Below are 24,029 nucleotides of genomic sequence, written 5' to 3' on the forward strand. Positions count from 1 at the left end.
CGGTTCGCGGGTTCTTGGGTGGTCCGCCCGAGGCGTCTCGTAGGTTCCGCAACGGGAAGGAGGTGCATGATGGACGTGTTGACGTGGACGATCGAGCGGCGGATGCGACTGGCTGAGCGGGCTGAGCTGCTGCGCAAGGAGCTGGCGGAGATTGACGCCGAGCTGGGCCGGTTGGAGGCGGCCGAGGTGGTGTTCGGGCAGTGGGCCGAGGCGACGGGGGACGGCGGCCGTCGGGCATCGTGGAGCCGGAGCCGGAGCCGGAGCCGGAGCCGGTGGTGACGCCCGGGGCGGGTGGGATGCGGCTGATCCCGGACCGCGAGGAAGGCGTGGGGGTGGAGGTGCTCACGTCGGAGTACCGGCGGATCATGGAGATCGTCGCGAAGGCGTCGGGCCGGTGATGGCCAAGGACGTTGCGCTCGCGCTGGGTCGTGAGAACACTCCGGCAGAGGTCGAGCCGGTCCGCGGCCAGTTGCGCAAGCTGTCCGACCGGGGCTGGCTGACCCGGACGGGCTCGGGACGGTACCTGCCGCGCTGATCGCCCGGCTGGGGCAGAGCGGCCGGTTTGGGCCGTAACGCGAGGGCCTCCAGCGGGAGTTGGCGTTCGTGTGAAGAACAGCCGCCCGCCGAGGGCTCTCCCGGTGTTGTCTACCAGGTCCGGCTTCCTGTGTCGAAGAGGACCGTCGATCTCGTCGGCGGACTGATACGCCAGCGCCGCAAGCAGCTGGGCACGCGCTGGCGCAAGGCCGCTCCGGGCACGCAGGCGATCGTCGTACTGGCCGTCCTGCGCCACGACCAGCGCCTGGCCGACATGGCCGGCGGCAACGCCGTCTCGGCCGCCACCGTCCGCCGCTGGGTCCTGGAAGTCCTCAACCTGCTCGCCGCCCGGGCCCCGCGTCTGGACCGCGCCCTGAAGAAGATCGCCCGTCGGGGCGGTGCGGTGGTCCTGCTGGACGGCACCCTCGTGCGCACTCGCCGCCGCACCGGGGCGGCCAACCGCAAGAACTACAGCGGGAAACACAAGGCCCATGGCCTGCTCTTCCTCGCGCTGACCGACGAGAAGGGGAACCTGATCTGGATCTCCTCCGCCCGCCCTGGCCGGGCCAGCGAGATCACCGCCGCACGCCACGACCACATCACCAGGCATCTGCGCGAGGCCGGCCTCGGCGCCCTGGCCGACCTCGGCTTCGTCGGCCTCGACGACGACCCCGACGATGCTCCGGTCATCATCACCGGCCGCAAGGCGACCCGCTCCCACCGCCTCACCGACGCCGAGAACGAGGCGAACCGGCTGGTCAGCCGCGAACGCGCCGCCGTCGAGCACGGCTTCGCAAACCTGAAGACCTGGCGCATTCTGACCAAGGTGCGCATGAACGTCCATCACGCCACCACGTTGCTGCGGGCCCTGCTCGTTCTGGCGAACTGCGAAGTCCAGCGGTGACAGCCGATCACCCGACGGCGATCACTCCGCCTGCCAGCACGAGGACCGCATCACGGGCTCACACCAGTACCGCGACCTGCGAGTTCAAGATGAAACGATCTCAGTGGGCCGTTCGCCTTGTCGACGGTCATGGTTGCCGTGCGTTCCGGGTCGAGCGACCACTCGTACCCGCGTGAGTGGGTGTGCGGGGGCAGGGACGCGGCGACGCCAAGCTCAGCCGCCTCGCAGTACCCGAGCAGTACTTCGACCTCGCGCGCCAAAGGCTGCGCGGCACCCCCGCATACAACGTCGGCGCCGCCTGCGCGCAGATCCACCGTGACCTGACAGAGGGCGGTTTTGAGGTGCCCGATGCTGGGTCTGCTGTCCTTCCGGGCACCCCTGCGCGTCACCGTCCTTCGATGAACCCGGGCTGCCTGCGAGGAGTTGGGAGCGGTTGTCCAGCGACATCAGCACCATCAGAGGTGTCAGGGAATGGGAGGCGAAGGCGCTGACCGCAGTGCCATGAAGGCGATCGCCATCCATGGCAGTGACCACGGCGACCGGGCGGCGACGGCTGCCATGGCGTCGCGGAACGCCTGCGCGGTCGCGGTGCCTGACGGCTGGACGGTGATGGGCTGCGCGGTGGTCAGGACCGGGCCGGCTTCGTGAGGCGCGGGTCGAGGCCGTATTGCTCGTGGGCGCCGAGGTTCTCGCGCAGGGTGGGGCCTTCGTAGTCGAGGTGGAACAGGCCGCGTTCCTGCAGGATCGGGACGACCTGGTCGACGAAGGTGTCGAAGCCGTCGTGGTAGCTGTCGACGGCGATCGAGAAGCCGTCGCAGGCCCCTGCCTCGAACCAGTGCTGCATGTGGTCGGCCACGTCGGCGGCGGTGCCGGCGATGACCGGGTGGTAGTCGATGACGCCGTGGGCGAGCACGTCGCGCAGGGTCCAACCTTCCCGGGCCACTTCGAGGGCGCGGGCGGAGCGCGGGTCGTGCGGGCTGGGTATGGCGTCGGCGAGCTGGTCCGCGGTCAGCGGGTCGTCGAGTTGGCCGGGGCCGAGCGGGAGGCCGATCATGGCGCCGAGGTAACGCACGCGTTGGTTCAGGTCGACGACCTCGTCCAGGAAGCGGCGCCGTTCCAGGGCGGCCTGGCGGGAGGGGGCGATGGTCGGCATGAAGCCGGCGAGCATCTTCACCTCGTCCGGGTCGCGTCCGGCGCGCTTGGCGGCGTCCCGCAGGGCCTGGCGCTGGGCTCGGGCGTCCTCGATGGTGTACGGGTTGGCGTAGACGCCGCTGGCGTAACGGCCCGCGAGTTCCAGGCCGTAACTGCCGCCGCCTGCTTGGAAGATGACCGGCTGGCCCTGCTCGGACGGAGGGATGGGCAGCGGGCCGTGTGAGGCGGCGTGCTTGCCCTGCAGGTTGACCGGCTGGATCTTGTCCATGTCGGCGAACCGCTTGCCGTCGACGTCGAGCAGCCAGGCGTCCTTCTGCCAGCTGCCCCACAGCCCCTGCACGATCTGGATGACCTCGTGGGCACGCTCGTACTTCTCCGCGCGCGGCGGGATCATCGCGCCGAAGTTCGCCGCGGCGGCGGGGTCGGAGGTGGTCACCGCGTTCCAGCCGGCCCGGCCGTGGCTGATCACGTCCAGGGCCTTGAATTGGCGGGCGAGATTGTAGGGCTCGGTGAACGTGGTGGAAGCGGTGGTGACCAGGCCGATTCGCTCGGTCTCGCGCGCGAGGACGGTCAGGATCAGCAGCGGGTCGATCATGTGGTGCGGCGCATGGTGGTCGAGGTCGACGTCCAGGACCGGGGTGTCCGCGATGAACAGCAGCTGGATCTTGCCGCGCTCGGCGGCCTGCGCGTAACGCACGAACTGGTCCATGTCCGTGTAGCTGTTCAGGTTCGCACCCGGTAGTCGCCAGGCCCCGGGCGCGGCCCCGTATCCGCCGCTGAACTGCATGCCCAGGACCATCTGTCGGCTTGTCACGGTTACTTCTCCAGACCAGGCAACGAAAAACGGAGGATACCTCCGATTAGCTTTTCGAGAATGACGGAGGCATCCTCCGAATTGTCAAAGTCGGGGCCTGGGCCGGGCCGGCCGAGTGGCGACCCGGCCCAGGCGCCGGATGGTTCCTGCGGGCGGAGGAGCTACGGCGTGTCGAGGACTCCCGGGGTGTCATGCAGGACCACGCTCCGCTGCAGCGGGACCCGCTCCGTGCGGAGGGTGTTCACTGGTGCCGCCGGGTCGGCCATGCCGAAGGAGATGCCGAACAGCAGCTTGAGCTCCGCGGGGACGCCCAGGAACTCGCGGACGGTGTCGGCGTAGACGCCGAGTACGGTCTGCGGGATGCCGGCCAGCCCCCGGGCCGCCAGCGAGAGCAGGAAGTTCTGTGCGTACATGCCGATGTCGCCGGCCGTCCGTACCCCGTCGCCGAGTGCCGGCATGAACAGGAAGGCGGCGTGGGGAGCGCCGTAGAACTCCAGGTTCTCGCGGACCGCCGCCCTCCTGCCGTCCCGGTCCGAGCGCTCGACGCCCCGGGCCCGGTAGACATTCGCGCCCAGGGCCTGCGACCGCTCGAGGTAGATGCCCTCCTCGCCGTAGCCATCGGTGAAATCCGGGGAGGTCCGCCCCTCTTCCTCGGCCTGGAGCAGCTCTTTGGCCAGGGCGTCGCGCGTCGCACCCGAGACGACGTGCACCGTCCACGGCTGGGTGTTGCTGTTGGAGGGGGCGGTCTGTGCGTCTTCCAGCACGCCGCGGATGTCCGAAGGGGACAGGGCGGTGGACATGAACCGCCGGGGGGAGCGGCGGGAGCGTGCGATGTCGGTGAAGGGTGATGCGGTGCCGGGCACGGCGGTTCCTCTCCATGGCGCACAGTCACCGCCACGGCGGCCGCCGCGCAGTGCGGTACGGCAGGCCATGTGACGAGGCAGCTGACGTAAGGGCCGGGCGCGGGACGCACCGTTGCGGGTACCGGCAGGCATGCGGATGCTCGCGGGCGGCGGCGTGCCGAGACTGCAGGCTGCAGCGCGGGGGACTGTGTGCTCTTCGTGTTCGTCTCGTGTCGTGGTGCGCCGTCGTGCCGTTGCGTGCACGAGGGCGCGTCGCGAGTCTCAGCGGTGGGCGGCGCGGTTCATCTCGACGACGTCGTCGACGGTGGGGTTGGCCGGTAGGGCGGCGAAGCGTTCCGGGAGGCTGTCGCGGATGGCCGCGTCCTTGGCGCGGTCGGCCGCAGCCAGGGCCGCCGGCAGCTCGTCGAGGGTCAGCTCGGTGCAGTAGGCGGGGCTGTTCGGCTGCTGGCGCCAGGAGTCGGCCAGCGTGCCGGCGTCGTAGGGGTCGAAGCCGGTGTCGTCGACGAGCCGCATGGCCACACGCCGCGCCTCCTCGGTGTCGCCGGCGACGGGGATGGCGAGGCGGCCGGGTGTTCCGGCCGGAACACCCTTGGTCCGCTGGGTCTCGGCCAGGGCGGCGTTCCATGCCTTGACCACGGGGCGCCCCAGCTGCTTGGCGTTCCACACGCTCTCGACCTCGCCGTTGTCCACGGCCTCGATCTGCCCGCTGAGGTGCGGATAGTAGTTCGAGGTGTCGATGATCACCGTCTCGGCGGGGACCGAGGCGAACAGGTCGGCCAGCTTTCCGGCCACGCCGAAGGGGATGGCCAGGACGATGACGTCCCGGTCCTGGACGGCGACGGAGAGCTCCGCCGCGCGGGCCCCGGACTCCAGCACCTCGGCCCGGATGGCCTCGGGGCCGCGGGCGTCGGCCACCTGGACGTCGTGACCCGCTGTGCTGAGCTTGGCAGCGAGGTTCCCGCCGATGGCGCCAGCGCCTATGACAGTAATTTTCATGATTTGTTCCTCACAAGGTTGTGCTGCCCCCTAGGGCAGCGCGATGTGATGGCTGTGTGGTGGTGCCACCTGGCCATGCGGGGGCGGAGCGCGGTGTCTGGCGTCTTACGCCTGGGTGTCCTGCTGGCGGTAGCCGCTCGCGATGAGCGCGCGGAGCCGGTCGAGCGACTCCTCCTCGGTGCCGGTGCCCTTGATCCAGGCAATGGAACAGGCCGCGAGGAACAGGTCGTTCCCCCGCACCGACGCGCGCACGCGCCCCGCGAGCTGCGCGGCTCGCACGTACTGATCGGTGGCGGAGATGAGGATGTGGCAGGGGATCGTGAGCGGGTTGTCCGGCTCCTGCGCCCGGGCCGCGGCCATGAGCGGGTCCGGCAGCCCGCTGAAGGCGCTGAAGTACTCCTCCATCGCCCGCAGCCACTGCTCCAGCGCCTCGGCCGGGTCGCCGAGCTGATCGATGTCCGCCTGGCGGGCCACCAGCTCTTCGGAGCGCGTCTGTAGCACGGCCGCCAGCAGTGCTTCCCTGGTGGGGAAGTGCCGGTACAGGGTGCCGGGCCCGACGCCCGCCTCCTTGGCCACCGCCTCAAGAGAGGTGCCGACCCCGTGCTGCAAGAAGTGACGCTGCGCGGTCTCCAGGAGGGCCGTCCGGTTGCGCTGGACGTCCGCGCGAGGCTTGCGTCCCCGCAGTTCACCGGCGCTCATGCGCCCTCCTGCCTACCGTGATCGTGCGGCCGCATCAAAACGGATGCTGCCTCCGTACATTTTCGAGAGTAAAGCGGAGGCAGCATCCGGTCAAATGGACGGACTGAGCCCGGAGCCGGAACAACGCAGGGGGCCGACATATTTGGCCGTAGAGCGCGGGGCAAAAGTGGTGCGGGCTGCACCGCTCCGGGGTGCCCTTGTCCGGCCCCTCCCGTGCCACGTCGGCTCGGCCCCCGGCCGAAGACGTCAGGGGGTGAGCTGCTGGTGCCCTATGGCGGAGAGCAGTTCGAGCTTGCTGTGGCTCTCCGTGCCGGGGCGAGTGGTCAGGACCACCAGGGTCTGGGCGCGGTTCTCGGTGAACAGGAGTTGGGCGTCGACGTCGATGCGGCCTAGTTCGGGATGGAGGATGGTCTTGCAGTCGTCGTAGCTCTGTGCGACCTCCTGAAGTTCCCACATGCGGACGAACTCGGGGCTGTGTTTTTGGAGTTCGGCGAGGATCCGGGCGGCTCGGGGGGTGTCGCTGCCGGCTGTCAGCGCGGCCCGCAGGCGCGCTGCATGGGCGCGGCCGTGGTGATCGTGGACCTCCTCGGGATACACCAGACGCTCGGCCGGGTCCATGAACCAGCGGTAGTATCCGCTGCTGGCCAGACCGGTGTGGCGGGTCTGGTCGCCGAAGAGTGCGACGGCCACGGGGTTCATGGCGAGCGTGTCGAGCAGGTCGGTCTGCACCAGGGCCGGGGAGTCGTCCAGGCGGTCCAGGACCCGCAGCAGCGTCGGGCTGACGTGTTCGCAGCGGTGGAAGCGGGCCGGGGCGTTGTGGCCGATGAGGACGAAGAGATGGTCGCGTTCGTCCAGGGTCAGCCGCAGTGCCCGGGCGAGAGCCGCGGTGATCTGGACGGAGGGCTGCGGAGCGCGCTGCTGTTCCAGCCGGGCGTAGTAGTCGGTGGACATGCCGGCGAGCTGCGCGACCTCCTCGCGGCGCAGCCCCTGCGTACGCCTGCGTGGCCCCTCGATCAGCCCGACGTCGCGAGGCCGCAGCGTTTCACGCCGGTGGCGCAGGAATTCCGCCAGTTCCTTCTTGTCCATGCCACCCATCCTCGCCGCATCCCGCTCGGCTATCCAGGGACCGCCGATCCATGGCTGAGCAGTCCCCTCATGCCCGAAGCCGCCCGTGTCGGCGACGGGTGAATCAGGGTTCAGCCGCCGCCGACAGCCCGCACGGCCGACGCCGAGGGCACTCGCCGCGAGACGACCCGATGGTCCTTGACCTGCCTGCCCCGCTGGGCAATTCGCGGCTCTGTCGGCGGTATGTCGGATGCCCGTCGTGTGATGGGTGCTCGACGTGCCGCCGGTGCTGAGGACGGAGCCGGTCGTCGCCGTTGCGACGACCGGGGCGAAGCCGAAGGCGCTAACTGACCGTTGCCGCGTCTTGGGTGAGGACCTCCCCGAGGCGGGTCGAGCTCGCGTTCTTCCATGACGTGGCCCTTCAAGGCCCGCGCGCGTGCCGTTGTTCCGAGTCGGGCATAGGTCGGTCAGCTGCTGCTGATCATGGCGAGGACGTCGTCGTAGGAGCCGTTGGCCACCGCGTCGCGGAGGAACCTGGCGCGTTCGACGACCAGCTCCTTCGCGTCGGGCTTGTCGCGCAGCAGGTCGAGGGTCTGGGTGAGGAAGTCGTCCAACGGCATGGACTGTTCGTTGTCCTGCTGGCCGAGCAGGGTCGTGCGCACAGCTGGCGGGACCACCTCGATCACCTGGACGCCCGCGTCAGCGCCGGCGAGCTGGATGCGCAGGCTTTCGGAGAAGGAGTGCAGCGCGGCCTTGGTCGCGCTGTAGGTCGGCGTGATGGGAAACGGGACGAACGCCAGCGCGGAAGTGACGTTCATGACGACCGCGTGGTCCTTGCCCGCGAGCAGGGGCAGGAAGGCGTAGGTCATCCGGATCGTGCCAAGCAGATTGGTCGCGACGTGATCCTCGGCGACCTGGAGCCCGGCCGGGTCGAGGACGCTCTCCAGCTGCTGAATGCCCGCGTTGTTGACCAAAACGTTCAGCCCCGGGTGACTCGCCGCCACGGTTTCACGGGCCCGGAGGATCGAGTCGGGGTCCGCGACATCGAGGACGAGCGCGTCGATGCCCGGGTGCTCGGCGGTGATCTCGTCGAGGAGTTCCTTGCGCCGGCCGGCGACGATCACCTTGTTGCCGGCCTCCTGCAGGCGCAGGGCCAGACCGAGGCCGATGCCCGAGGTTCCGCCGGTGATCAGAATCGTATTGCCAGTGATCTTCATGGGGGTCTCGCTCCTTCGTAGCGGTGAGCGGTTGCGGCCTCGACCGTAGGAGCGCCCGCGCAGGCGCGGGAGAGGAAGGTTCATCCATGGATCGGCCGTCTCTGCCTGGTGGAGAGGACCTTGAACCGCCCAGTGGATCTGGTGTCGGCTCGGTGTGCGCAGGGAACTGAACGGCCAACCGGCCCCAGGGCCCGAGCCCCTCAGACGACCCACACAGGAGCACATCCGTCAGGCCGTTCCTGGTCGACCGTCGGTACGTCGCATTGGCCGATCAAGTGATCGCGGAGGGCTTCGCACCATGTGTGACCTGGGGTGCCTTCGGGGGATGTACAGGCCCGCGTCAATCGTCGAAGGCGGAAATCCGACGGCCCCGCACTCCGGACGAAAGCGCCCAGAGCAGGGCACCTGGCCTGCATCTTCAGACCACCAAAGGTGGCCGCCGATGGCCCCACGGCGGGAGGATCGGCGGCCCGGACGTGAGGGGATCTTTATGCGTCAGCATCACCCTCACCACCAAGAACGCGGAGCCTGTCAGAGACGATCCGCGAGGTGCGCCCCTTTCGCGGGCTTTACCTGGGCGCCTAGACCTGATTCCTGGGCCAGCGCACAGCTGCGGAAGGAGGCTCGAATGCGCCCCGCTCCGAACTGAGCCCGTCCAGCAGGAGGTCCCCGAGCTCGGAGAAGGCGTCGCCGGCGGTCAGGCCGGTCCTCTCCAGAAGGACCCCCGACTGGACCGCGTCGATGGTCACAGCCACGACCTGGGCGGCGAAATGCCCGTTGAGCGCGCGGAAAACGCCGGCCTGGACCCCCTCCTCGATCAGTTCGTGGACCCGCCGCGCCGCAGCAGCGGAGTTCTTGCGAGCCGATGCGCCCGCACGATGGGCAGCACAAGACGGCCCCGGCGAGAACCTGCTGACGGTGCGTGAGGCGCTGTTCATGCCTGCCCAGGACATCGGCCTGAGCTACGCCGCGGTGGAGAGCCGACGCTGGACCGACTCGCGGTTCCCCAATGACCGGCGCAAGGAGGGCGTCTCCTACACGGTTACACGGTCCATCGCACTCTGGCGAACATCGCGGACGAGGACGAGCGGTTCGTCGCACTGGCGTACCCGCCGCTGGACGAGGCAACCGGCCGCCGCCGGTGGACTCCGGATGCGGCCAGGCGGCGGGCCGGGCATCAAGTGGCCAAGCTGGTGTCCACCCAGGAAAAGGTCAATGCCATCCACACCCTGGCCCGTGATGAGGAGGTGGCGGGCAAGGTGACCACGGACATATTGCGCCGCCCGGACGTCGCCTTCCGCGCCATGAGCGACGACACAGCCAGGCACCAGGTCAATCACGCCCAGGTCGAGCGCAGCCGCCAGGCCCGCGAGCGCTTCGAACGCACCAACCCCCATCGCGCCCACCGTGAAGCGCATCGAGCACGCGACCGAGCTTTTGGACCTGGTCCTTGGCCTGCCACAGCTCGTCGCGAACGCCGGCCGCATCGTCCCGCGGCTGCGCGAACGGCACTTGACCGATGACGAACGCACGGTCATCCACACGAACGTGGCACGGGTGCGCGCGCCACCCTGGACTGGATCGAAACCGCGGTGGACACCGGCAGTCGATGTCGACGCGGCGCTGGGCGGCAGCCGGGGTCATCAATGTCATCCGCGACCAGCTCCGCCGCCGTATCAGTCTCGCCGTCGGCAAGAAACCTCGCGCAGCCATCGGTGATGGTGGACTCCCAGTCGGTGAAGGCACCCGAGACCGTCAGCAAGAACACGAGAGGGTACGACGTCGGGAAGCAGAACAACGGGCGCAAACGGCACCGATCTGCGACCATCGCGGCCTGGTCCTGACGGTGATGGTCACGGCCGCCAACGTCACCGACCGGGACGAGGCGCTTGACCCGCCGCACAGCCCGTCCCGCCGAGCGGCGTGACGCTGCCCGTACTCCCTCGCACAGGCAGCCTGAAAAGGCGCAACGAGTATTCAATCTGCTGATCAGAGCCATCCAGCGGATGTCCCCGGGGAAGCGGCCGGCAGACTTCGCCACCCAGATGTTCAGATCCGGACCACTGATCGTCGGTGGCCCTGCCCATGGGCAGGGCTACCTCTGTCCCACCGCGCCTCGGCCACATCCACCCTGCCACTAGGGCTGCTCAGGAGGCCGACTTCCGCACCAGGGCCTGCCTGGCTAGGGCGGCGTTTAGCGGACCCACCGAGGCGACCCCAACTGGCCCCAGTGCGAGGGGCGTTCGGGGGCACTGAGGGGTGGTGGCGAGGCGAAGTGGCCCCACCTCGGGACTTGCGGTGTCACGGTGGATGTGGTCCGCCGAGGGTGGGTGCTGCGGATGTCCTTGTCCAAGCAGGAGCTGTTTGACCGGATCCGTCGCGACAGCTGGCAGCAGCAGCTGTCGATCCGGGCGTTGTCGAGGAAGTACGGGGTGCACCGGCGTCTGGTGCGGGAGGCGTTGGCCTCGCCGGTGCCGCAGCCGCGCAAGCGGCCGGTGCGGATCTCGCCGCGGATGGAGCCGTACAAGAAGACGGTCGACGAGTGGCTCCGTGCTGATCTGGAGGCGCCGCGCAAGCAGCGACACACGGCCAAGCGGATCGGTACGCGGCTGGAGGAGGAGTTCGGGGTCACCCTGCCCTACACCACGGTGCGCGACTTCGTCACCGCCCGCCGCCAGGCGATCGCCGAAGAGGGGGTGCCGGTCGAGGGCTTCCTGACGCGACACAACGCCCCGGGTGCGGACGCCGAGGTCGACTTCGGGGAGGTCTGGGTCGATCTGGCCGGTCAGCGGGTGAAGTGCTACCTGTTCGCGTTCCGCCTGGCCTACTCGGGCCGGGCAGTGCACCGCATCTCCCGCTCCTGCGGGCAGCAGGCGTTCTTCGAGGGACACGTGCACGCGCTGACCGTTCTGGGCGGTGTTCCGGCAGGTCAGGTGCGCTACGACAACCTCACCCCGGCGGTCAGCAAGGTCATGTTCCGCAGTCGGCTGCGCGAGGAGAACCCGAAGTGGACCGTGCTGCGCGAGTTCTACGGCTTCACCCCGCTTTACTGCGAGCCAGGACTTCGCGGCGCGCACGAGAAGGGTGGAGTGGAGGGCCAGGTCGGCTATTTCCGTCGCAACTACCTCACCCCTGTCCCACGCGTGGAGACGTTGGAAGATCTCAACCGGCAGATCGCCGGATTCGAAGCACGGGAGCTGGAGCGTCGGATCGGCTCGCGGATCCGCACGATCGGCCAGGACTTCGCCCGTGAGGCCCCGCACCTGCTGCCGCTGCCGCCGGAGCCGTTCGAGACGGCCATGACCTTCCAGCCGAGGGTCGACCGCTACAGCCGGATCACCGTCAAGATGTGCTCCTATTCCGTCCCGGTCCGGTTCATCGACCGCAAGGTGACCGTCCACCTGACCGGCGACACCCTGGTCGTGTTCGACAACCGGCGGGAGATTGCCCGCCATGCCCGGCTCGCGGGCCGGGGTCTGGAGCACTTGATCCTGGACCACTACCTGGAGGTTCTGCTGCGCAAGCCCGGCGCGCTTCAGGGCTCCGAGGCACTGCACCAGGCCCGCGCCGAGGGCGCCTTCACCGCCGAACATGAGGCGTTCTGGGCTCTGGCCAAACAGCAGCTCGGCGAGAGCGAAGGAACCAAAGCCCTGGTCAGGATCCTGCTGCTGCACCGACATCAGCAGCACGCCGACGTGATCGCCGGCCTTCGTGCCGCGGTCGAACTAGGCAGTTGCAGCGAGGATGTGGTCGCCCTGGAGGCCCGCAAGGCTGCCCAGGCCGCCGGCCGGGCCCCCACCGTCACCGCCACCCCGGCACCGCCGGACCCATTCGAACCGCCCGGCCCGCAGATGCCGCAGGTCAGCCACCTCACCGCGCGTCGCCTGACCGGGCCCTTGCCCGAAGACGCCCGACCCCTGCCCCGACTGGAGCAGTGGGACGAACTGCTCCACCTGCGCCGGAAGGATTCATCATGACTGCCGCTCATCACGCGCTCACCGCCCAGGCGTCCGACGCCGCGATCGACACCGCCTGCCGCATGCTCCGGCTGCCCACCATGCGGGCCCAGGCCGCCGACACCATCGCCCGCGCCGAACGTGAGGGCCTCTCCTACGCCGGCTTTCTCGCCGAGCTGCTGATGGCCGAGTGCGAGGACCGCGACCGCCGCCGGGCCGAGCGCCGCATCCGGGCAGCCCACTTCCCCCGCGAAAAGTCCCTGCGCGACTTCGACTACACCGCCAACGCCAACGTCGACCCGGCTACCATCCACAACCTCGCCACCTGCGACTGGATCACCAAGGGCTACCCCCTGTGTCTGATCGGGGACTCCGGCACCGGCAAGTCCCACCTGCTCATCGCGCTGGGCACCCAGGCCGCCATGGCCGGTTACCGCGTCCGCTCCACCACTGCGGCCAGCCTGGTGAACGAGCTGGTCGAAGCCGCCGACGACAAACAGCTCGGCAAGACCATCGCCCGCTACGGACGCGTCGACCTTCTGGAAATCGACGAGCTCGGCTACCTCGAACTCGACCGCCGCGGCGCCGAGATGCTCTTCCAGGTGCTGACCGAGCGGGAGGAGAAGAACAGCATCGCCATCGCCTCCAACGAGGCGTTCACAGGCTGGTCCAAGACGTTCACAGATCCGCGGCTCTGCGCGGCGATCGTGGACCGGCTCACCTTCAACGCCACCCTGATCGAGACCGGCACCGAGTCCTACCGTCTTGCCCGCACCAAAGCGAACAAGACCAGACAGCGAAATAGACCGGTTCATGCGGCAGTACGGGCATCTGCTGGTGCCAGGACGGCCCAAGCCTCCCGGCTCAAAGTGCCGAGCCCGATCACGGCCTCGGCCGCCTCGGATCCCATCTCCAGCTGGCGCCACAGCTCCTGCAATGCCCCGGAGATGTCCCCGCTGCCCGTGAACCGACGCTGCGCGATGTCCAGGTCGCGCAGCCAGCCGTCCAGATAGGGGTCGGCCGTCAGCCGGGATACGTACTCGTCGATCTGGGCGGCCAGATGCGCGCTCAGCCAGGCCCCGCCGGTCTCCAGCAGCCTGCTGCGCACGGTCGTGTTCAAAAACGACCAGTGCGCCGCCACTTCCGCCACCGCCGGCACAGCCGCACTGCCCGGACGCACCGCGGCACGAAACTCCTCGAGGGCGTGTTCCAGCGTCCCGTCCGTGAGCTGCTGCCGGAGCTCAGCGAGAGCGCCGTCGTCCCGGTTCGGCTCCCAGCCCCTGAGGGCTGCCTGCGCAGTCCGCTCCACCGCGAGCAGCCCGGCGGCCGCGTCTTCAAGACGAGCCGCAGGCCCGGGGACCAGCCGGGGCACGGACGCGGCAAAATCACCGGCCACCCGCATGGCCAGACGCCGCCCGGCACGCGCTTCCACCGCCTCGGCCTGCACCAGGGCGACCCGGTTGAGGATCACCAGGGCCAGCGGGACGCCGAACGCCGCGGCCGTCACAGACGAGAAGACATTGGTGAAGAACGCCTTGTCCGCCCAGAATCCCGCGTGATCTCCCCACCAGCCCAGGCCGAGCAGCACCGCGCCGACCGCCCACAGCGCCACGCACCCGGCACGCAGCCCGCGCGGCGTCTCTTCCCAGATCCCCCGCACCTGCCCCGCCCCTCCCCGAACGGCTTGATCACCAGCTCCCAGACGCTACACCGCCCACCTCGGCGTCAAACCAGTGGTCCCAAACCAAGCCGCTCTCCGGAGCCATCTAACAACGCCTGATCTTCACGAATCATCCTAGAACTGGGGCCAGTTGGGGTCGCCTCGGTGGGTCCGCTGAACGCCGCCCTAGCCAGCCTGCCTGACTTCCGGCCTGCACACCTCGCCAGCACCAACGAATCAGTCGAGCGTACGCAGCACCAGCCGGACAACTCCCGTGACTCCTCGCCTGATCCACCCAAGCAGCCCTGACGCCACGGCCACGTCGGCGGCGGCCGCGGGCGCGGCCGCCCGGTCCGACTCCGAACGGCACCGAGAGCAGGAACGGGGCCAACTGCGCTTTCGCACACCGCATTTCTTACACGTCGTCATGACCCCATTCTCCCCTGCCGCCGCCCCTCTGCGGATCGCCTCGTACACGATGCGGGCGGTGTTGGCCGTGGAGACGTCCACGCGGCTCAGAGCTGGCTAGTGAGTGCGGTGTGCTGGTCGATGCGCCAGCTACGATCGCCCGCGCCGCCTTGTCCAGGCGACGGGTAGTGCGCGTCTGGGCGCGTCCCTAGTCACGGTCTCTGCGAGAGACTGCACCGGCAGGAGGATCAGCCCGCTCAGGGTGACGAGCGAGAAGCACGCGATGTAGGCCGTCGCCGGGGCGATCAAGGGCCGGACCGCTGACGGAACGCGGCCTTGCAGCAGGTTCACGACGGCGCGGCGATGGCGGCCAGGGGCCACGGCCACCCCCGGCCCAGGCGGCGGAGGCGGGGGAACGCTCCGACGTCTCGAATGGGCCGGCTTCTGCAGGCGTCCGACCGGACAGCCTCTGAATGTCACGTCTCCTTCCCTAGACGAGGACTTCGTCATCCAGACGGCCACCACCCGCCGTACCATGCTCGGCCAGCCCTTCACCCGCTGGTCGATCCGTAAACTCGCCGCCTATCTGCGCCGTGTGCACGGCCGCGTCATCCGCATTGGCCGTGAGGCCTTACGGTGCCTGCTGCGCCGCGGCATCACCTTCCAGCGCACCAAGACCTGGGAAGAGTCACCCGACCCCGACCGCGACGCCAAGCTCGGCCGCATCGAACAGGTGCTGGAACGCCTCCCAGACCGGGTCTTCGCCTTCGACGAGTTCGGGCCGCTGGGGATCCGGCCGACTGCGGGCTCCTGCTGGGCGAAACTGGGTAAGCCCAATCGTCTGCCCACGACCTACCGCCGCACCCACGGCGTCACCTACTTTCACGGCTGCTACTCGGTCGGCGTCGATCGGCTGTGGGGCGCGAACCGCAGTCGTAAGGGCACCGTGAACAGCAGCCTGGCCGCGCTGAAGTCGATCCGCGCCGCCCGACCCGACGGCGCCCCGATCTGCATCATTCTGGACAACCTCTCCGCCCATGCCAGTGCGGACATCCGCCGCTGGGCGAAGAAGAACAAGGTCGAACGGTGCTTCACCCCGACCTATGCCTCCTGGGCCAACCCGATCGAGGCGCAACGGGACTGCTGCAGGGTTGGGTGACACCTGACCTGGCTTGCTGAGAGGCGGCCTGGAAGGATGTCGCAGTGCCCAAGCCGTATCCGAAGGAGTTCCGCGAGGACGTCGTGCGAGTCGCGCGCAACCGCGAGCCCGGCGTCACGCTGGAACAGATCGCCGCCGACTTCGGCGTCCACCCGATCACGCTGTCGAAGTGGCTGCGCCGCGCCGAGACCGACGAGGGCGCCAGGCCCGCAACGGCATCGGGTGAGTCGGCCGAGCTGCGCGAGGCGCGGAAGCGGATCCGGCTGCTGGAGCAGGAGAACGAGGTGCTCAGGAGGGCGGCGGCGTATCTGTCGCAGGCGAACCTGCCGGCAAAATGATGTACCCGCTCGTCCGCGAGCTGGCCGCCGCCGCTGCGCCTTGCCGGGTGCCGGTGGCGGTGACGTGCCGGGTGCTCGGGCTGGCCCGCCAGCCCTACTACCGGTGGCTGGACCGGCCGGTCACCAACGCCGAATTGGCCGAGGCATACCGGGCCAACGCCTTGTTCGACGCGCACCGCGACGATCCCGAGTTCGGCCACCGATTCCTTCTCGACGAAGCGCGCGTCGCCGGTGAGGCGATGGCCGAGCGGACCGCCTGGCGGATCTGCCGGGACAACGGCTGGTGGAGTGTCTTCGGCAAGCGCAGGGGCCGCGGGAAGAAAGCCAAGGCCGGGCCGCCGGTCCACGATGACCTGGTGCGGCGGGACTTCACCGCGGACGGGCCGAACCGGCTGTGGTTCACGGACATCACCGAGCACGCAACCGGCGAGGGCAAGCTGTACCTGTGCGCCGTCTCGGCAAGTCGTCTCCTGCCCGTATGTCGGCGCGTCGGCAAGGGCACTGCCCGACCTCGGTATCTGGCAAGACCGTCCGGCTCTTGCGAAGGTTGCTTGAGCCGGACGAGCACGGCGCCAAGCGATCCGCGACTGCCTCCCTTCTTCGCCCTCCAGACTTCCACGCCTCCATCGGTCGGATCGGACATCACCGCACATCCTTAGGGCCGCTGCACGCCGCTCTCCGCGCCGCAGATGAAACGCCGGCCGTCAGATGGATCACGACGCTCGGCCCACTGAGCGGCTGATCCTTCAGCCTGCGCCGGTAGGAGTCGTGCACCCGGTCCAGAAGCGGCCGCAGTCCGGACATGCTGCACCGGCCGCCCGGCCTCTCGCTGTCACGTCGATCGTGCCGAAGGCGGCGGTCACTGCCTCGACGTCCACGTCGTCGATCTCATCGAACACGAGAGAGTCCCAGAATGATGCGTCGGCGCCTGTATGACTAGCACCGTCACCGGCCACAGCCCAGGACGGCGGGGACAGGCCGACACCTGACGGGACGTCAATCTCGTCGGCATGGCGGTGGGGTGTGCGGGTCACGCGAGCCCGAACACTCGCAATCCGCCCTGGGGGTGTATCGGAAGCGCCTGCACAGCCGTCGCCTCTTTCTTCTGCGCCATGGAACAAATCCTCTCCCTGTGTCGGCGTTGAGGGGGAGGGGGCCGGGTCAGATCACGCGGAAGAGGTCGGCGGCGGCGTGGACGTCGGTGAGGTCCTCGACGGAGCGGAGGTTGTCGCACAGGGCCTCAAGAACCGAGTCGTCTTCGGCGGCGCGCGGGGTGCCGACGGCGACGCCGAAGACCCGGAAGCCCAACCGGTGCTTGGCGTCGTTCCAGTCGCGCATCCATTCCTCGGTGACGCCGCAGTCGTCGTCGGTGAGCATCACGATGTCGCCGCGCGAGCGGGCGGTGTCGTTGAACTCCTCCTCCAGCAGTTCGGCGGCCGCTGACAGCGGCCTCTGGTAGCTGGTGCCGCCGCCGAGGAAGGTCTCCGCAAAGTCGAGGGTCTGAGTGATGTCGGCGGGCTGGTCGGCCGGGAAGCGGAAGATCTGGAGTTTGTCGGCGGCGGAGAACAGGATGCCGACGAAGTCGCGGCCCGAGGCGCGGGCCTGGTCCAGCAGGGCCAGGGCGCACGCCTTGGCCCACGCCTCCCGGGTGACTCCGCCGGGCCCTGCCTCGTACATGGAGTGCGAGGTGTCCACGCACGCGATGATGGCGCCCTGGCCGGTGGCCTGCTCGCCCTGGCTGTCGTAGAGCATCAGCTCCCCGGCGGCGTAGCGCGCGGCGAACACCGCTCGCAGCTCAGGCAGGCCGAGGCTGGCCAGCTCGGAGGGGATGACGCGGGTGAGGTCGTTGCCGAGCGTGACGCCGACCAGTTCCCCGGCGGCGTTCTCCACCTTGCGGGCGCGTTCACCGCCGGCCATCCGCCGGAAGCGGCCGATCAGCTCGGCCCACTCTGCGAGACGGCCGGTGCGCAGCCGCTCGGCGAGCCGGGCGCGCTGCTCGAACGGCATCCGCTCCAGCTCGCCGGGACCAACGCCCCAGGCCCGCATCAGCGTCGCCTCGCCCCGCACGGCCTCGACGGCCCGCGCCGCGGCGTTCCGCGCGCCGACACGGACACCGGGGACCGCCGCCGCAAGGACCTGCGCGGCGTCCCGGGCGGCCTGCCGCGCAGCGGCCTCCGCGGTCTCGACCGCCTGTTGTACGGCGTCGGCGGCCAGGGGCGGCACGGTGCCGTCTTCGGCGGCCTCGTCGGCAGCCTGCCGGAGCGCCTCGCCCACGGCGCTCGCCGCGTCTTCGGCGTCCTGCTCGGCCTTCTTCGCCCGCTCGGTCTTTGCCTGAGCCCCCCGGGAGTGCTCCAGCAGCCCGCGCAGCGCGGCGGCCTGGGCGAGAACGGCCATGGCAGCGGCGTAGGGGTCGCCGACCGTCTCCCGGCGCAGCCCGGCGAACTCGAGTGAGTCCACTAGTGAGGTGATGACCTGGTGGTTGACCAGCCGGGAGGGGTCCATTTCCTCGCGCTCGCGCAACCGCGGTCTGACCTTGTAGGCGGCCAGGAACGCGTCGGTCAGGAGGTCGGTGGTGTAGTCGTAGCGACTGTTCAGCTCCTCGGCAAGATCGCGCAGTCCGGCCGACTGCTCATAGGTGTCGCGCCATGCGATCCGGTCGAACCGGTCCGCGACGACGGCCGTGGTGTGCCGCTCGGGAGCGGCGGCGGACAGGCCCAGCCACTGCCCGGCCGGGCTCGCCAGCTCGCCCAGCTTGCGCGGTGTCCTTTCTGTCCTGCCCATGGTCCTGATCACCCCGGTGTTCAGAGGTGGGCCTGCACCATGCACGCGTCCACGCCGAGGGCCTCGGTGAGAACGCGGGCGCGGACGGCGCGCTGGCGGCCGGTGACCCGGTCGATGGCGGCGGTGGAGCGGCCGGCGCTCGCCGCCTCCTGGCGCAGCTTCTCCAGCCGCTTCCCCGCCATGGCGAGTTGGTTGTGGGCCTTCTTGATGACCCATTCGCTCAGCGCCTCGCGAGACTGTCCGGCCATGGCGTCGAGCTGGGCCTCCAGTTCCTCTATGGTGTCGGCGACGTCGAGCGCCTCCTTGGCGTCGGGGTTGACAAGTTGCAGCACCTCGCGCTCGACGGTCGGGCGTTCGGTGGGGGAGTCCCACAGCACGTGGGTCAGCACCGACAGGTCGGACTCCTCGACCGCCGGGCGGCCGTCGAGGTATGCGGACGCCTGGAGCAGGCCCACCGCCTGCCGCCAGCGGCGGTCGGAGGCGACGAGTTCCCTGCGGCGCAGGGCGGCCCGCAGCGTGCACACCGCGTCCACGATCACGTCGGGGACGTCCACGGCCGGGACGGCTTCGGTCACGGCGTGCTGCAACGCGGCCAGCTCGATGGTGGTGCGTGACGGTGCCGCCGGATGGCTGACGGCGGAGCGGACCAGCGCGGCGAAGTTCGAGGGGTCTTCGAGGTATCCGACCTCGATCCGGACCAGCAGGCGGTCGTAGATCGCGGCGGCGTCCTCTTCGCCGGGTAGTTCGTTGCTCGCCGTGATGGCTCCGATCAGGGGGCAGCGGATCGGCTCGCCGCCGTTCTCGGGGTGGTAGATCCGCTCGTTGAGGTAGCCCAGCGTCTCGTTCAGCGCCGCGGTGGAGCACTTGAAGATCTCGTCGATGAACGCGACATGGGCGGTCGTGGCGCGGCCGTCGTAGACCTGGCGGTACTCGCCCCGGGCCAGCGCGGCGACGTCGATGGGGCCGAACATCCTCGTCGGCGCGGTGAACTTCGACAGGAGGATCTCCCAGTAGGCCGCCCCCTGGATCCTGCCCGTGAGTTCCCGGGCCATCTCGGACTTCGCCGTTCCGGGCGGGCCGAGCACCAACGAGTGCTGTCCGGCCAGCAGCGTCACCACCAGCGTCCGCACCACGTCGGCCCGCTCGTAGAAACGGTCCGACAGCTCGTCGCTGATCGCCCGCAGTCTCTTGGCCGTGTCCTGCGCGTCCTGTAAGTCCAAATTCAACTCCTTGCCTGCGACGCCCTGTTGGGCTGACGGGACGGCCCTTCGGACCCAAACTACGACGACGTGACAAAGCAGCTCCCCGAGGGCCCGATCGAACACCGCGGTAACCCTCCGCGACCGCTCCCCAGGATCTACGCCAGAACCGAGTTCTGACGTCACTCCGGCGGGGTTCTTGGCGCTGATGGTGCTTCCTCGAAACGGGCACCCGTCTTCTGGTGGGTGGCCAAGCGCCACCCCACACACCGCTCGGATACTTCAGCGACCAGCCCTGTTGCCGCACTGTCGCCCTCTGCCGCACAGCCTGTAGACGACTGGTCTACTCGGATGCTATGGTGCACACATGTCGGTAACCACGCGCACCACAGACACTCGTCGGGTCATCCTCGACACTGCCCAGCGGATCATGGCCCGCAAGGGTTACTCAGCTGTCGGCATCAATGAGGTGCTCGCGGAGGCCGGCGTGCCGAAAGGGTCCTTCTATCACTACTTCGCATCGAAGGACGCATTCGGTGAAGCGATCCTGAAGAGCTACTTCGCGGACTACCTCACGGACATGGACCGCGTTCTCGCCCACTCCGGTCAGACGGCGGGCGAGCGGCTGATGGCCTACTGGCGGCAGTGGCGGGAGACGCAGGGCCTCGAGGAGTGCCAGGGCAAGTGCCTGGCCGTTAAACTCGGCGCCGAGGTCGCGGACCTGTCCGAGTCGATGCGCCTGGCTCTGAAGGAAGGCACGAGTGCCATCGTCGACCGCATCGAGCGCACGATCGCCGACGGCCTGGAGGACGGTTCCCTCTCGGTCGACGGTGAGCCCGGCGACGTCGCACAGGCCCTGTACGACATGTGGCTCGGCGCCAGCGTCATGGCCAAGATCCACCGCAGTCTGACCCCGCTCGACACCGTCACGGCGGCAACCCGCAGGCTTCTGCACCTGTAGAAGTCCCGCTCCCCGTGCCCGATCCGGTCACGGGGAGCTGTTCACTCGTCAATAGTAGACTGGTCTACTCGATCAAGGAGTGTGTCATGAAGGTTCTGATCGTTCTCACCTCGCACGACGAGCTGGGGGACACCGGCCGTAAGACCGGGTTCTGGCTGGAGGAGCTGGCGGCGCCGTACTACCGCTTCAAGGAGGCCGGCTGGGAGATCACGCTGGCCTCGCCGAAGGGCGGTCAGCCGCCGTTGGACCCCAAGAGCAACGAGCCCGCCTTCCAGACCGACGACACCCGGCGCTTCGAGGCCGACGCGGAGGCGACCGGGGCACTGGCGAACACCGAGCGCCTCGATGCGGTCTCGGCCGGCGACTTCGACACGGTGTTCTACCCCGGCGGGCACGGACCGCTGTGGGACCTGGCCGAGGACGCCGACTCCGCGCGGCTGATCGAGACAACGCTGCGCTCGGGCAAGCCGGTGGGGCTGGTGTGCCACGCTCCCGGTGTGCTGCGGCACACCGTCAACGAGGACGGCACTCCGCTGGTCGCGGGCAAGCAGGTCACCGGGTTCGCCAACTCCGAGGAGGAGGCCGTCCAGCTCACCAAGGTCGTCCCCTTCCTGGTCGAGGACGAACTCATCAAGCTCGGCGGCGTCTACTCCAAGGGCGGCGACTGGCAGCCCTACGTCCTCAAGGACGGTCTGCTGATCACCGGGCAGAACCCGGCCTCCTCGGCTCCCGCAGCCGACGCCCTGATCGAGCTGGTCACCAAGGCCGGCTGATGAGCGCCTACGTCGTCATGCTCCGCGAGCGTGTGACCGACCCGGCCGAGCTGGCCCTCTACGCCAGCTCGGCCCGGGCGGCCCGGGCAGGCCACGAGATCACACCGGTCGTCGGATACGGGGAGATCGACACCCTGGAAGGCACCGCGTTCGACGGTGTGCTCATCCACCGCTTCCCCAGCGCCCAGGACGCGCGGGCCTGGTACGAGAGCCCGGCCTACCAGGCAGCACTGCCCCACCGCCAAGCCGGCTCCGACTACCGCGTCTTCATCGTCGAAGGAGTCGACGACACCCACGACCGCTGAGGCTGCTCGGCCGACGGCCATCCGAAGGTATGCCAGGCCGGAGCCGGCGAAGCGGTCGGTCGCTGGCTCGCCCAGCACCCCGCTGCCCGCATCGACAAGTGCCCGCGGCGACAAGGTGACCGGTCTGCACCGCAGTGCGGCGCAGACCGGCATTGTCGAGCCGCAGACGCCACGCCGGTCAGCGGCGACCTGATCGCCGCCTCCCGCACCGGCCTCACCCCGCTGATCGTGCGGCACAGCACGCTTCTCGACACGCCCGACCCGGCCTCATCACCGCTGGGTCGGCGGTCGAGTACGGCGACGTGCCCGGTGACGACGGCGCACGCGTTCATCGCAGCCGTGCCGCACCAGCCCTCCCGCAACCGCGTGTTGGTCGAAGCTCACCGACGGCGACACCTCATCGCCGGAGCCGTCACCGCGCAGGCGACGCCGTGACCCGAACGTCAGACATCCAGCTTTCACCCCCCGCTGAGGCCACCCATGGGCCCGAAGGGTCTTCGTGGCGATGCCGCCGCGGACCTGGCGCCGAAGACGCCGCCGCCCGATCAGGCCGCATCGTGCCAGGACTTCCAGAAAGGCAGGACCCTGTCGTGACTCTCACCCTCGAACGAGCTTCGGCCGAACGCCGGCTTCAACGCCGACTTCTCGGAACCCCTCCCTGGGTCACAGCGGCCCAGGGAGCCGCCGCACTGGCCGCCAGCACCGGGGTCGGCCGCTTCGTCTACACCCCCATCCTGCCGCTGATGCACGACCAGGCCGGCCTCTCGGCCACGAGCGGGGCGAACCTGGCGACAGCCAACTATGTCGGCTACCTGGCCGGCGCGCTGGCCGGCAGTTTCGCGCCCCAGCTGGTCCGCTCGCGCCTGGTGATGCGTGCCTCGATGATCGTGATGGCTGCTTCTCTCGCCCTGATGCCGCTCACGACGGACGTCACGCTCTGGTCGGGGTTGCGCCTCATCGCCGGGTTCACCAGCGCGCTGGCCTTCGTCTATGCGGTCGGGGCGCTTCTGTCCGGACTGCGCCGGCCCGCCCCGCACCTGATCGGTTGGGGATTCGGCGGTATCGGTGCGGGGATCGTGCTCTCGGGAGTGCTGGTCCTGGCCGTCCGCGAGGTGGCGACCTGGCATACGGCGTGGTGGATCGCGACCGTCCTGACGCTGCTGCTGACCGCAGCCTCATGGAAACTCGACCCGCCGGCCCCGCAGGCGGCAAGCGCGGCGAAGACCCGCGCCCGTACACACCGTTGGTTCACCGCACTGGCGCTCAGCTACACCCTCGAAGGCATCGGCTACATCATCGCCGGCACCTTCCTCGTCGCCTCGATCACCCAGGACGCCCCCGGCTGGGTCGGCGCAGGGGCATGGGTCGTCGTCGGACTGGCCGCGATCCCCGGTTCGGCACTGTGGACGGCCCTGGCCCGGTGGTTCAGCCGCCCCACCCTCCTGGCGTCGGCCCTGATGCTCCAGGCCGCCGGTATCGCCCTGACCGGGCTGGTTCCCGGCAGCGTCAGCGCGCTCGTCGCGGCGGCTGCCTTCGGCGGCACGTTCGTGGGGATCGCCTCCCTGGCACTGGCCCTCGGCGAGCACCTCCAAGTCCCGCGAGCCGTCGCACTGTTGACCGCCGGGTATGGCATCGGGCAGATCATCGGCCCTGTGATCTCCCGGCCCCTGCTGACAACCGGCTACTCGGCACCCCTGCTGCTGGCAAGCGTCATCCTGGCAGTCGCGACCGTGGCGGCCGCAGCACTCAGGGTCCGCTATCCGCACCGGCTGGGCCACATGATCGAACCCTCCCGCCTGACACACAAGCTGCCCACGCCGCGCCCCTCACACACTCATGCTCCCCAACCTCCCCGCACCCCTCACAACCGGATCAGCTGAGGAGGAAGAGCAGCTCTGGCCGAATCCAGGAAGTCCCACCGACGCGGCGAGGGTTGCCCACGGCGGGCAGCCCGACCTGCTCGGGGGCGATCTGCGCCCGCTGCTCCTTGAGGAAGTCTCCGAGCTCACTCACGCCCTTGAGTGGCACATCCGGCCAGTGCGGCGTTCCTGGGGCTGCCACCCCCAGGGAGGTTGTGGCCAGCCACCGCATGCAACGACTCACCCCAACGAAAGGCTCCACTGTGTCTACTGTCACCCTGGATTGGGCTTGATCCGCTTTGACGGACATCGAAGATCAGGGGCTTCGGCCCCAGAAGGATGATGTCCATCATGGAGAGTATGGGGAAGAAGAAGCCGCGTCCTCG

The 24,029-nt window shown here is 69.3% G+C and carries 23 protein-coding genes and 3 pseudogenes; 14 read left to right on the top strand and 12 right to left on the bottom strand.

What is annotated here, in order from left to right; translation table 11 throughout:
• The first annotated feature begins 69 nt into the window (after positions 1–69).
• The 4 genes from ACP4J3_RS45615 (at position 70) to ACP4J3_RS45630 (ending at position 1,438) form a co-directional block, all read left to right on the top strand.
• Positions 70–279, top strand: a complete 210-nt coding sequence (locus tag ACP4J3_RS45615; protein WP_426543250.1) for a hypothetical protein — start codon at positions 70–72, stop codon at positions 277–279.
• On the top strand, positions 276–398 hold the full coding sequence (locus ACP4J3_RS45620) for a hypothetical protein (RefSeq protein WP_426543252.1): 123 nt from the start codon (positions 276–278) through the stop codon (positions 396–398). The genes ACP4J3_RS45615 and ACP4J3_RS45620 overlap by 4 nt, the downstream gene beginning before the upstream one ends.
• Entirely contained in the window at positions 398–535 is a 138-nt protein-coding gene (locus ACP4J3_RS45625) for a hypothetical protein (protein WP_426543254.1), read from the top strand. The genes ACP4J3_RS45620 and ACP4J3_RS45625 overlap by 1 nt, the downstream gene beginning before the upstream one ends.
• Positions 536–664: 129 nt before the next feature.
• Positions 665–1,438, top strand: a complete 774-nt coding sequence (locus ACP4J3_RS45630) for a transposase family protein (RefSeq protein ID WP_426543256.1) — start codon at positions 665–667, stop codon at positions 1,436–1,438.
• 213 nt (positions 1,439–1,651) lie between these two features.
• Here the strand turns inward: ACP4J3_RS45630 and ACP4J3_RS45635 are convergent, their stop codons facing one another.
• The 8 genes from ACP4J3_RS45635 to ACP4J3_RS45670 all read right to left on the bottom strand — a co-directional run bounded on the left by ACP4J3_RS45635 (position 1,652) and on the right by ACP4J3_RS45670 (position 9,182).
• Positions 1,652–1,960, bottom strand: coding sequence for a hypothetical protein (locus tag ACP4J3_RS45635; protein ID WP_426543258.1), 309 nt, complete (start codon positions 1,958–1,960; stop codon positions 1,652–1,654).
• A 103-nt stretch (positions 1,961–2,063) separates the two neighbouring features.
• Positions 2,064–3,404, bottom strand: coding sequence for an NtaA/DmoA family FMN-dependent monooxygenase (locus ACP4J3_RS45640; protein WP_426543260.1), 1,341 nt, complete (start codon positions 3,402–3,404; stop codon positions 2,064–2,066).
• Between the two features lie 161 nt (positions 3,405–3,565).
• Entirely contained in the window at positions 3,566–4,267 is a 702-nt protein-coding gene (locus ACP4J3_RS45645) for a nitroreductase (protein ID WP_426543262.1), read from the bottom strand.
• Positions 4,268–4,528: 261 nt separating this feature from the next.
• On the bottom strand, positions 4,529–5,263 hold the full coding sequence (locus ACP4J3_RS45650; protein WP_426543264.1) for an NADPH-dependent F420 reductase: 735 nt from the start codon (positions 5,261–5,263) through the stop codon (positions 4,529–4,531).
• Positions 5,264–5,368: 105 nt separating this feature from the next.
• A complete protein-coding gene (locus ACP4J3_RS45655) occupies positions 5,369–5,962 on the bottom strand; it encodes a TetR/AcrR family transcriptional regulator (protein ID WP_426543266.1) in 594 nt (197 codons plus the stop codon).
• A 246-nt stretch (positions 5,963–6,208) separates the two neighbouring features.
• On the bottom strand, positions 6,209–7,048 hold the full coding sequence (locus tag ACP4J3_RS45660; RefSeq protein ID WP_426543268.1) for a helix-turn-helix transcriptional regulator: 840 nt from the start codon (positions 7,046–7,048) through the stop codon (positions 6,209–6,211).
• Positions 7,049–7,494: 446 nt separating this feature from the next.
• A complete protein-coding gene (locus ACP4J3_RS45665) occupies positions 7,495–8,244 on the bottom strand; it encodes an SDR family oxidoreductase (protein ID WP_426543270.1) in 750 nt (249 codons plus the stop codon).
• Between the two features lie 581 nt (positions 8,245–8,825).
• Positions 8,826–9,182, bottom strand: a complete 357-nt coding sequence (locus ACP4J3_RS45670) for a hypothetical protein (protein ID WP_426543272.1) — start codon at positions 9,180–9,182, stop codon at positions 8,826–8,828.
• A 162-nt stretch (positions 9,183–9,344) separates the two neighbouring features.
• Between ACP4J3_RS45670 and ACP4J3_RS45675 the strand changes: the two genes are divergently transcribed.
• The 4 genes and pseudogenes from ACP4J3_RS45675 to istB all read left to right on the top strand — a co-directional run.
• Positions 9,345–9,767: a DUF6192 family protein gene (locus ACP4J3_RS45675; RefSeq protein WP_426543300.1), complete on the top strand. Its 423-nt coding sequence runs from the start codon at positions 9,345–9,347 to the stop codon at positions 9,765–9,767.
• Positions 9,652–9,963: a DUF6192 family protein gene (locus tag ACP4J3_RS45680; RefSeq protein WP_426543274.1), complete on the top strand. Its 312-nt coding sequence runs from the start codon at positions 9,652–9,654 to the stop codon at positions 9,961–9,963. Before ACP4J3_RS45675 ends, ACP4J3_RS45680 begins: the two co-directional genes overlap by 116 nt.
• A gap of 620 nt (positions 9,964–10,583) precedes the next feature.
• Complete coding sequence (gene istA / locus ACP4J3_RS45685) at positions 10,584–12,221, top strand: IS21 family transposase (protein ID WP_426543276.1); 1,638 nt, start codon at positions 10,584–10,586, stop codon at positions 12,219–12,221.
• Positions 12,218–12,982, top strand: a pseudogene (gene istB / locus ACP4J3_RS45690) (IS21-like element helper ATPase IstB); the annotation flags it as partial. The gene istA and the pseudogene istB, both read left to right, overlap by 4 nt.
• A 29-nt stretch (positions 12,983–13,011) precedes the next feature.
• Here istB and ACP4J3_RS45695 read toward each other — a convergent pair.
• Positions 13,012–13,860: a hypothetical protein gene (locus ACP4J3_RS45695; protein ID WP_426543278.1), complete on the bottom strand. Its 849-nt coding sequence runs from the start codon at positions 13,858–13,860 to the stop codon at positions 13,012–13,014.
• A 901-nt stretch (positions 13,861–14,761) separates the two neighbouring features.
• Here ACP4J3_RS45695 and ACP4J3_RS45700 point away from each other — a divergent pair.
• Together ACP4J3_RS45700 and ACP4J3_RS45705 are read left to right on the top strand one after the other, a co-directional pair.
• Positions 14,762–15,400: pseudogene (locus ACP4J3_RS45700) on the top strand (IS630 family transposase); the annotation flags it as partial.
• A 71-nt stretch (positions 15,401–15,471) separates the two neighbouring features.
• Positions 15,472–16,220 (top strand): annotated as a pseudogene (locus tag ACP4J3_RS45705) (transposase); the annotation flags it as partial.
• 706 nt (positions 16,221–16,926) lie between these two features.
• On the opposite strand, the gene ACP4J3_RS45710 reads toward ACP4J3_RS45705, so the two are convergent.
• Positions 16,927–18,546: a VWA domain-containing protein gene (locus ACP4J3_RS45710; RefSeq protein ID WP_426543280.1), complete on the bottom strand. Its 1,620-nt coding sequence runs from the start codon at positions 18,544–18,546 to the stop codon at positions 16,927–16,929.
• A 20-nt stretch (positions 18,547–18,566) separates the two neighbouring features.
• Positions 18,567–19,766: an AAA family ATPase gene (locus ACP4J3_RS45715; RefSeq protein ID WP_426543282.1), complete on the bottom strand. Its 1,200-nt coding sequence runs from the start codon at positions 19,764–19,766 to the stop codon at positions 18,567–18,569.
• 346 nt (positions 19,767–20,112) lie between these two features.
• On the opposite strand from ACP4J3_RS45715, the gene ACP4J3_RS45720 reads away from it, so the two are divergent.
• The 4 genes from ACP4J3_RS45720 (at position 20,113) to ACP4J3_RS45735 (ending at position 23,664) form a co-directional block, all read left to right on the top strand.
• Complete coding sequence (locus ACP4J3_RS45720) at positions 20,113–20,706, top strand: TetR/AcrR family transcriptional regulator (protein ID WP_426543284.1); 594 nt, start codon at positions 20,113–20,115, stop codon at positions 20,704–20,706.
• An 86-nt stretch (positions 20,707–20,792) separates the two neighbouring features.
• Positions 20,793–21,479 (top strand): type 1 glutamine amidotransferase domain-containing protein, encoded by a 687-nt coding sequence (locus ACP4J3_RS45725; protein WP_426543286.1) that lies wholly within the window; start codon positions 20,793–20,795, stop codon positions 21,477–21,479.
• Positions 21,479–21,784: a DUF1330 domain-containing protein gene (locus ACP4J3_RS45730; RefSeq protein ID WP_426543288.1), complete on the top strand. Its 306-nt coding sequence runs from the start codon at positions 21,479–21,481 to the stop codon at positions 21,782–21,784. Before ACP4J3_RS45725 ends, ACP4J3_RS45730 begins: the two co-directional genes overlap by 1 nt.
• Positions 21,785–22,374: 590 nt before the next feature.
• A complete protein-coding gene (locus ACP4J3_RS45735) occupies positions 22,375–23,664 on the top strand; it encodes a YbfB/YjiJ family MFS transporter (RefSeq protein ID WP_426543290.1) in 1,290 nt (429 codons plus the stop codon).
• Here ACP4J3_RS45735 and ACP4J3_RS45740 read toward each other — a convergent pair.
• Positions 23,657–23,797: a hypothetical protein gene (locus ACP4J3_RS45740; protein ID WP_426543292.1), complete on the bottom strand. Its 141-nt coding sequence runs from the start codon at positions 23,795–23,797 to the stop codon at positions 23,657–23,659. The two genes, ACP4J3_RS45735 and ACP4J3_RS45740, sit on opposite strands and share 8 nt — an antisense overlap.
• Between the last annotated feature and the right edge of the window lie 232 nt (positions 23,798–24,029).

It is taken from the genome of Streptomyces sp. UG1 (genome assembly GCF_049974585.1).
Lineage (GTDB): Bacteria > Actinomycetota > Actinomycetes > Streptomycetales > Streptomycetaceae > Streptomyces.

Excerpts from the sequence above, each read along its gene's own strand:
- ACP4J3_RS45615 (WP_426543250.1), top strand. The coding sequence starts at position 70 with ATGGACGTGTTGACGTGGACGATCGAGCGGCGGATGCGACTGGCTGAG.
- ACP4J3_RS45625 (WP_426543254.1), top strand. The coding sequence starts at position 398 with ATGGCCAAGGACGTTGCGCTCGCGCTGGGTCGTGAGAACACTCCGGCA.
- ACP4J3_RS45635 (WP_426543258.1), bottom strand. The coding sequence starts at position 1,960 with ATGGATGGCGATCGCCTTCATGGCACTGCGGTCAGCGCCTTCGCCTCC.
- ACP4J3_RS45650 (WP_426543264.1), bottom strand. The coding sequence starts at position 5,263 with ATGAAAATTACTGTCATAGGCGCTGGCGCCATCGGCGGGAACCTCGCT.
- ACP4J3_RS45655 (WP_426543266.1), bottom strand. The coding sequence starts at position 5,962 with ATGAGCGCCGGTGAACTGCGGGGACGCAAGCCTCGCGCGGACGTCCAG.
- ACP4J3_RS45660 (WP_426543268.1), bottom strand. The coding sequence starts at position 7,048 with ATGGACAAGAAGGAACTGGCGGAATTCCTGCGCCACCGGCGTGAAACG.
- ACP4J3_RS45665 (WP_426543270.1), bottom strand. The coding sequence starts at position 8,244 with ATGAAGATCACTGGCAATACGATTCTGATCACCGGCGGAACCTCGGGC.
- ACP4J3_RS45670 (WP_426543272.1), bottom strand. The coding sequence starts at position 9,182 with ATGAACAGCGCCTCACGCACCGTCAGCAGGTTCTCGCCGGGGCCGTCT.
- istA (WP_426543276.1), top strand. The coding sequence starts at position 10,584 with ATGTCCTTGTCCAAGCAGGAGCTGTTTGACCGGATCCGTCGCGACAGC.
- ACP4J3_RS45710 (WP_426543280.1), bottom strand. The coding sequence starts at position 18,546 with ATGGGCAGGACAGAAAGGACACCGCGCAAGCTGGGCGAGCTGGCGAGC.
- ACP4J3_RS45720 (WP_426543284.1), top strand. The coding sequence starts at position 20,113 with ATGTCGGTAACCACGCGCACCACAGACACTCGTCGGGTCATCCTCGAC.
- ACP4J3_RS45725 (WP_426543286.1), top strand. The coding sequence starts at position 20,793 with ATGAAGGTTCTGATCGTTCTCACCTCGCACGACGAGCTGGGGGACACC.
- ACP4J3_RS45730 (WP_426543288.1), top strand. The coding sequence starts at position 21,479 with ATGAGCGCCTACGTCGTCATGCTCCGCGAGCGTGTGACCGACCCGGCC.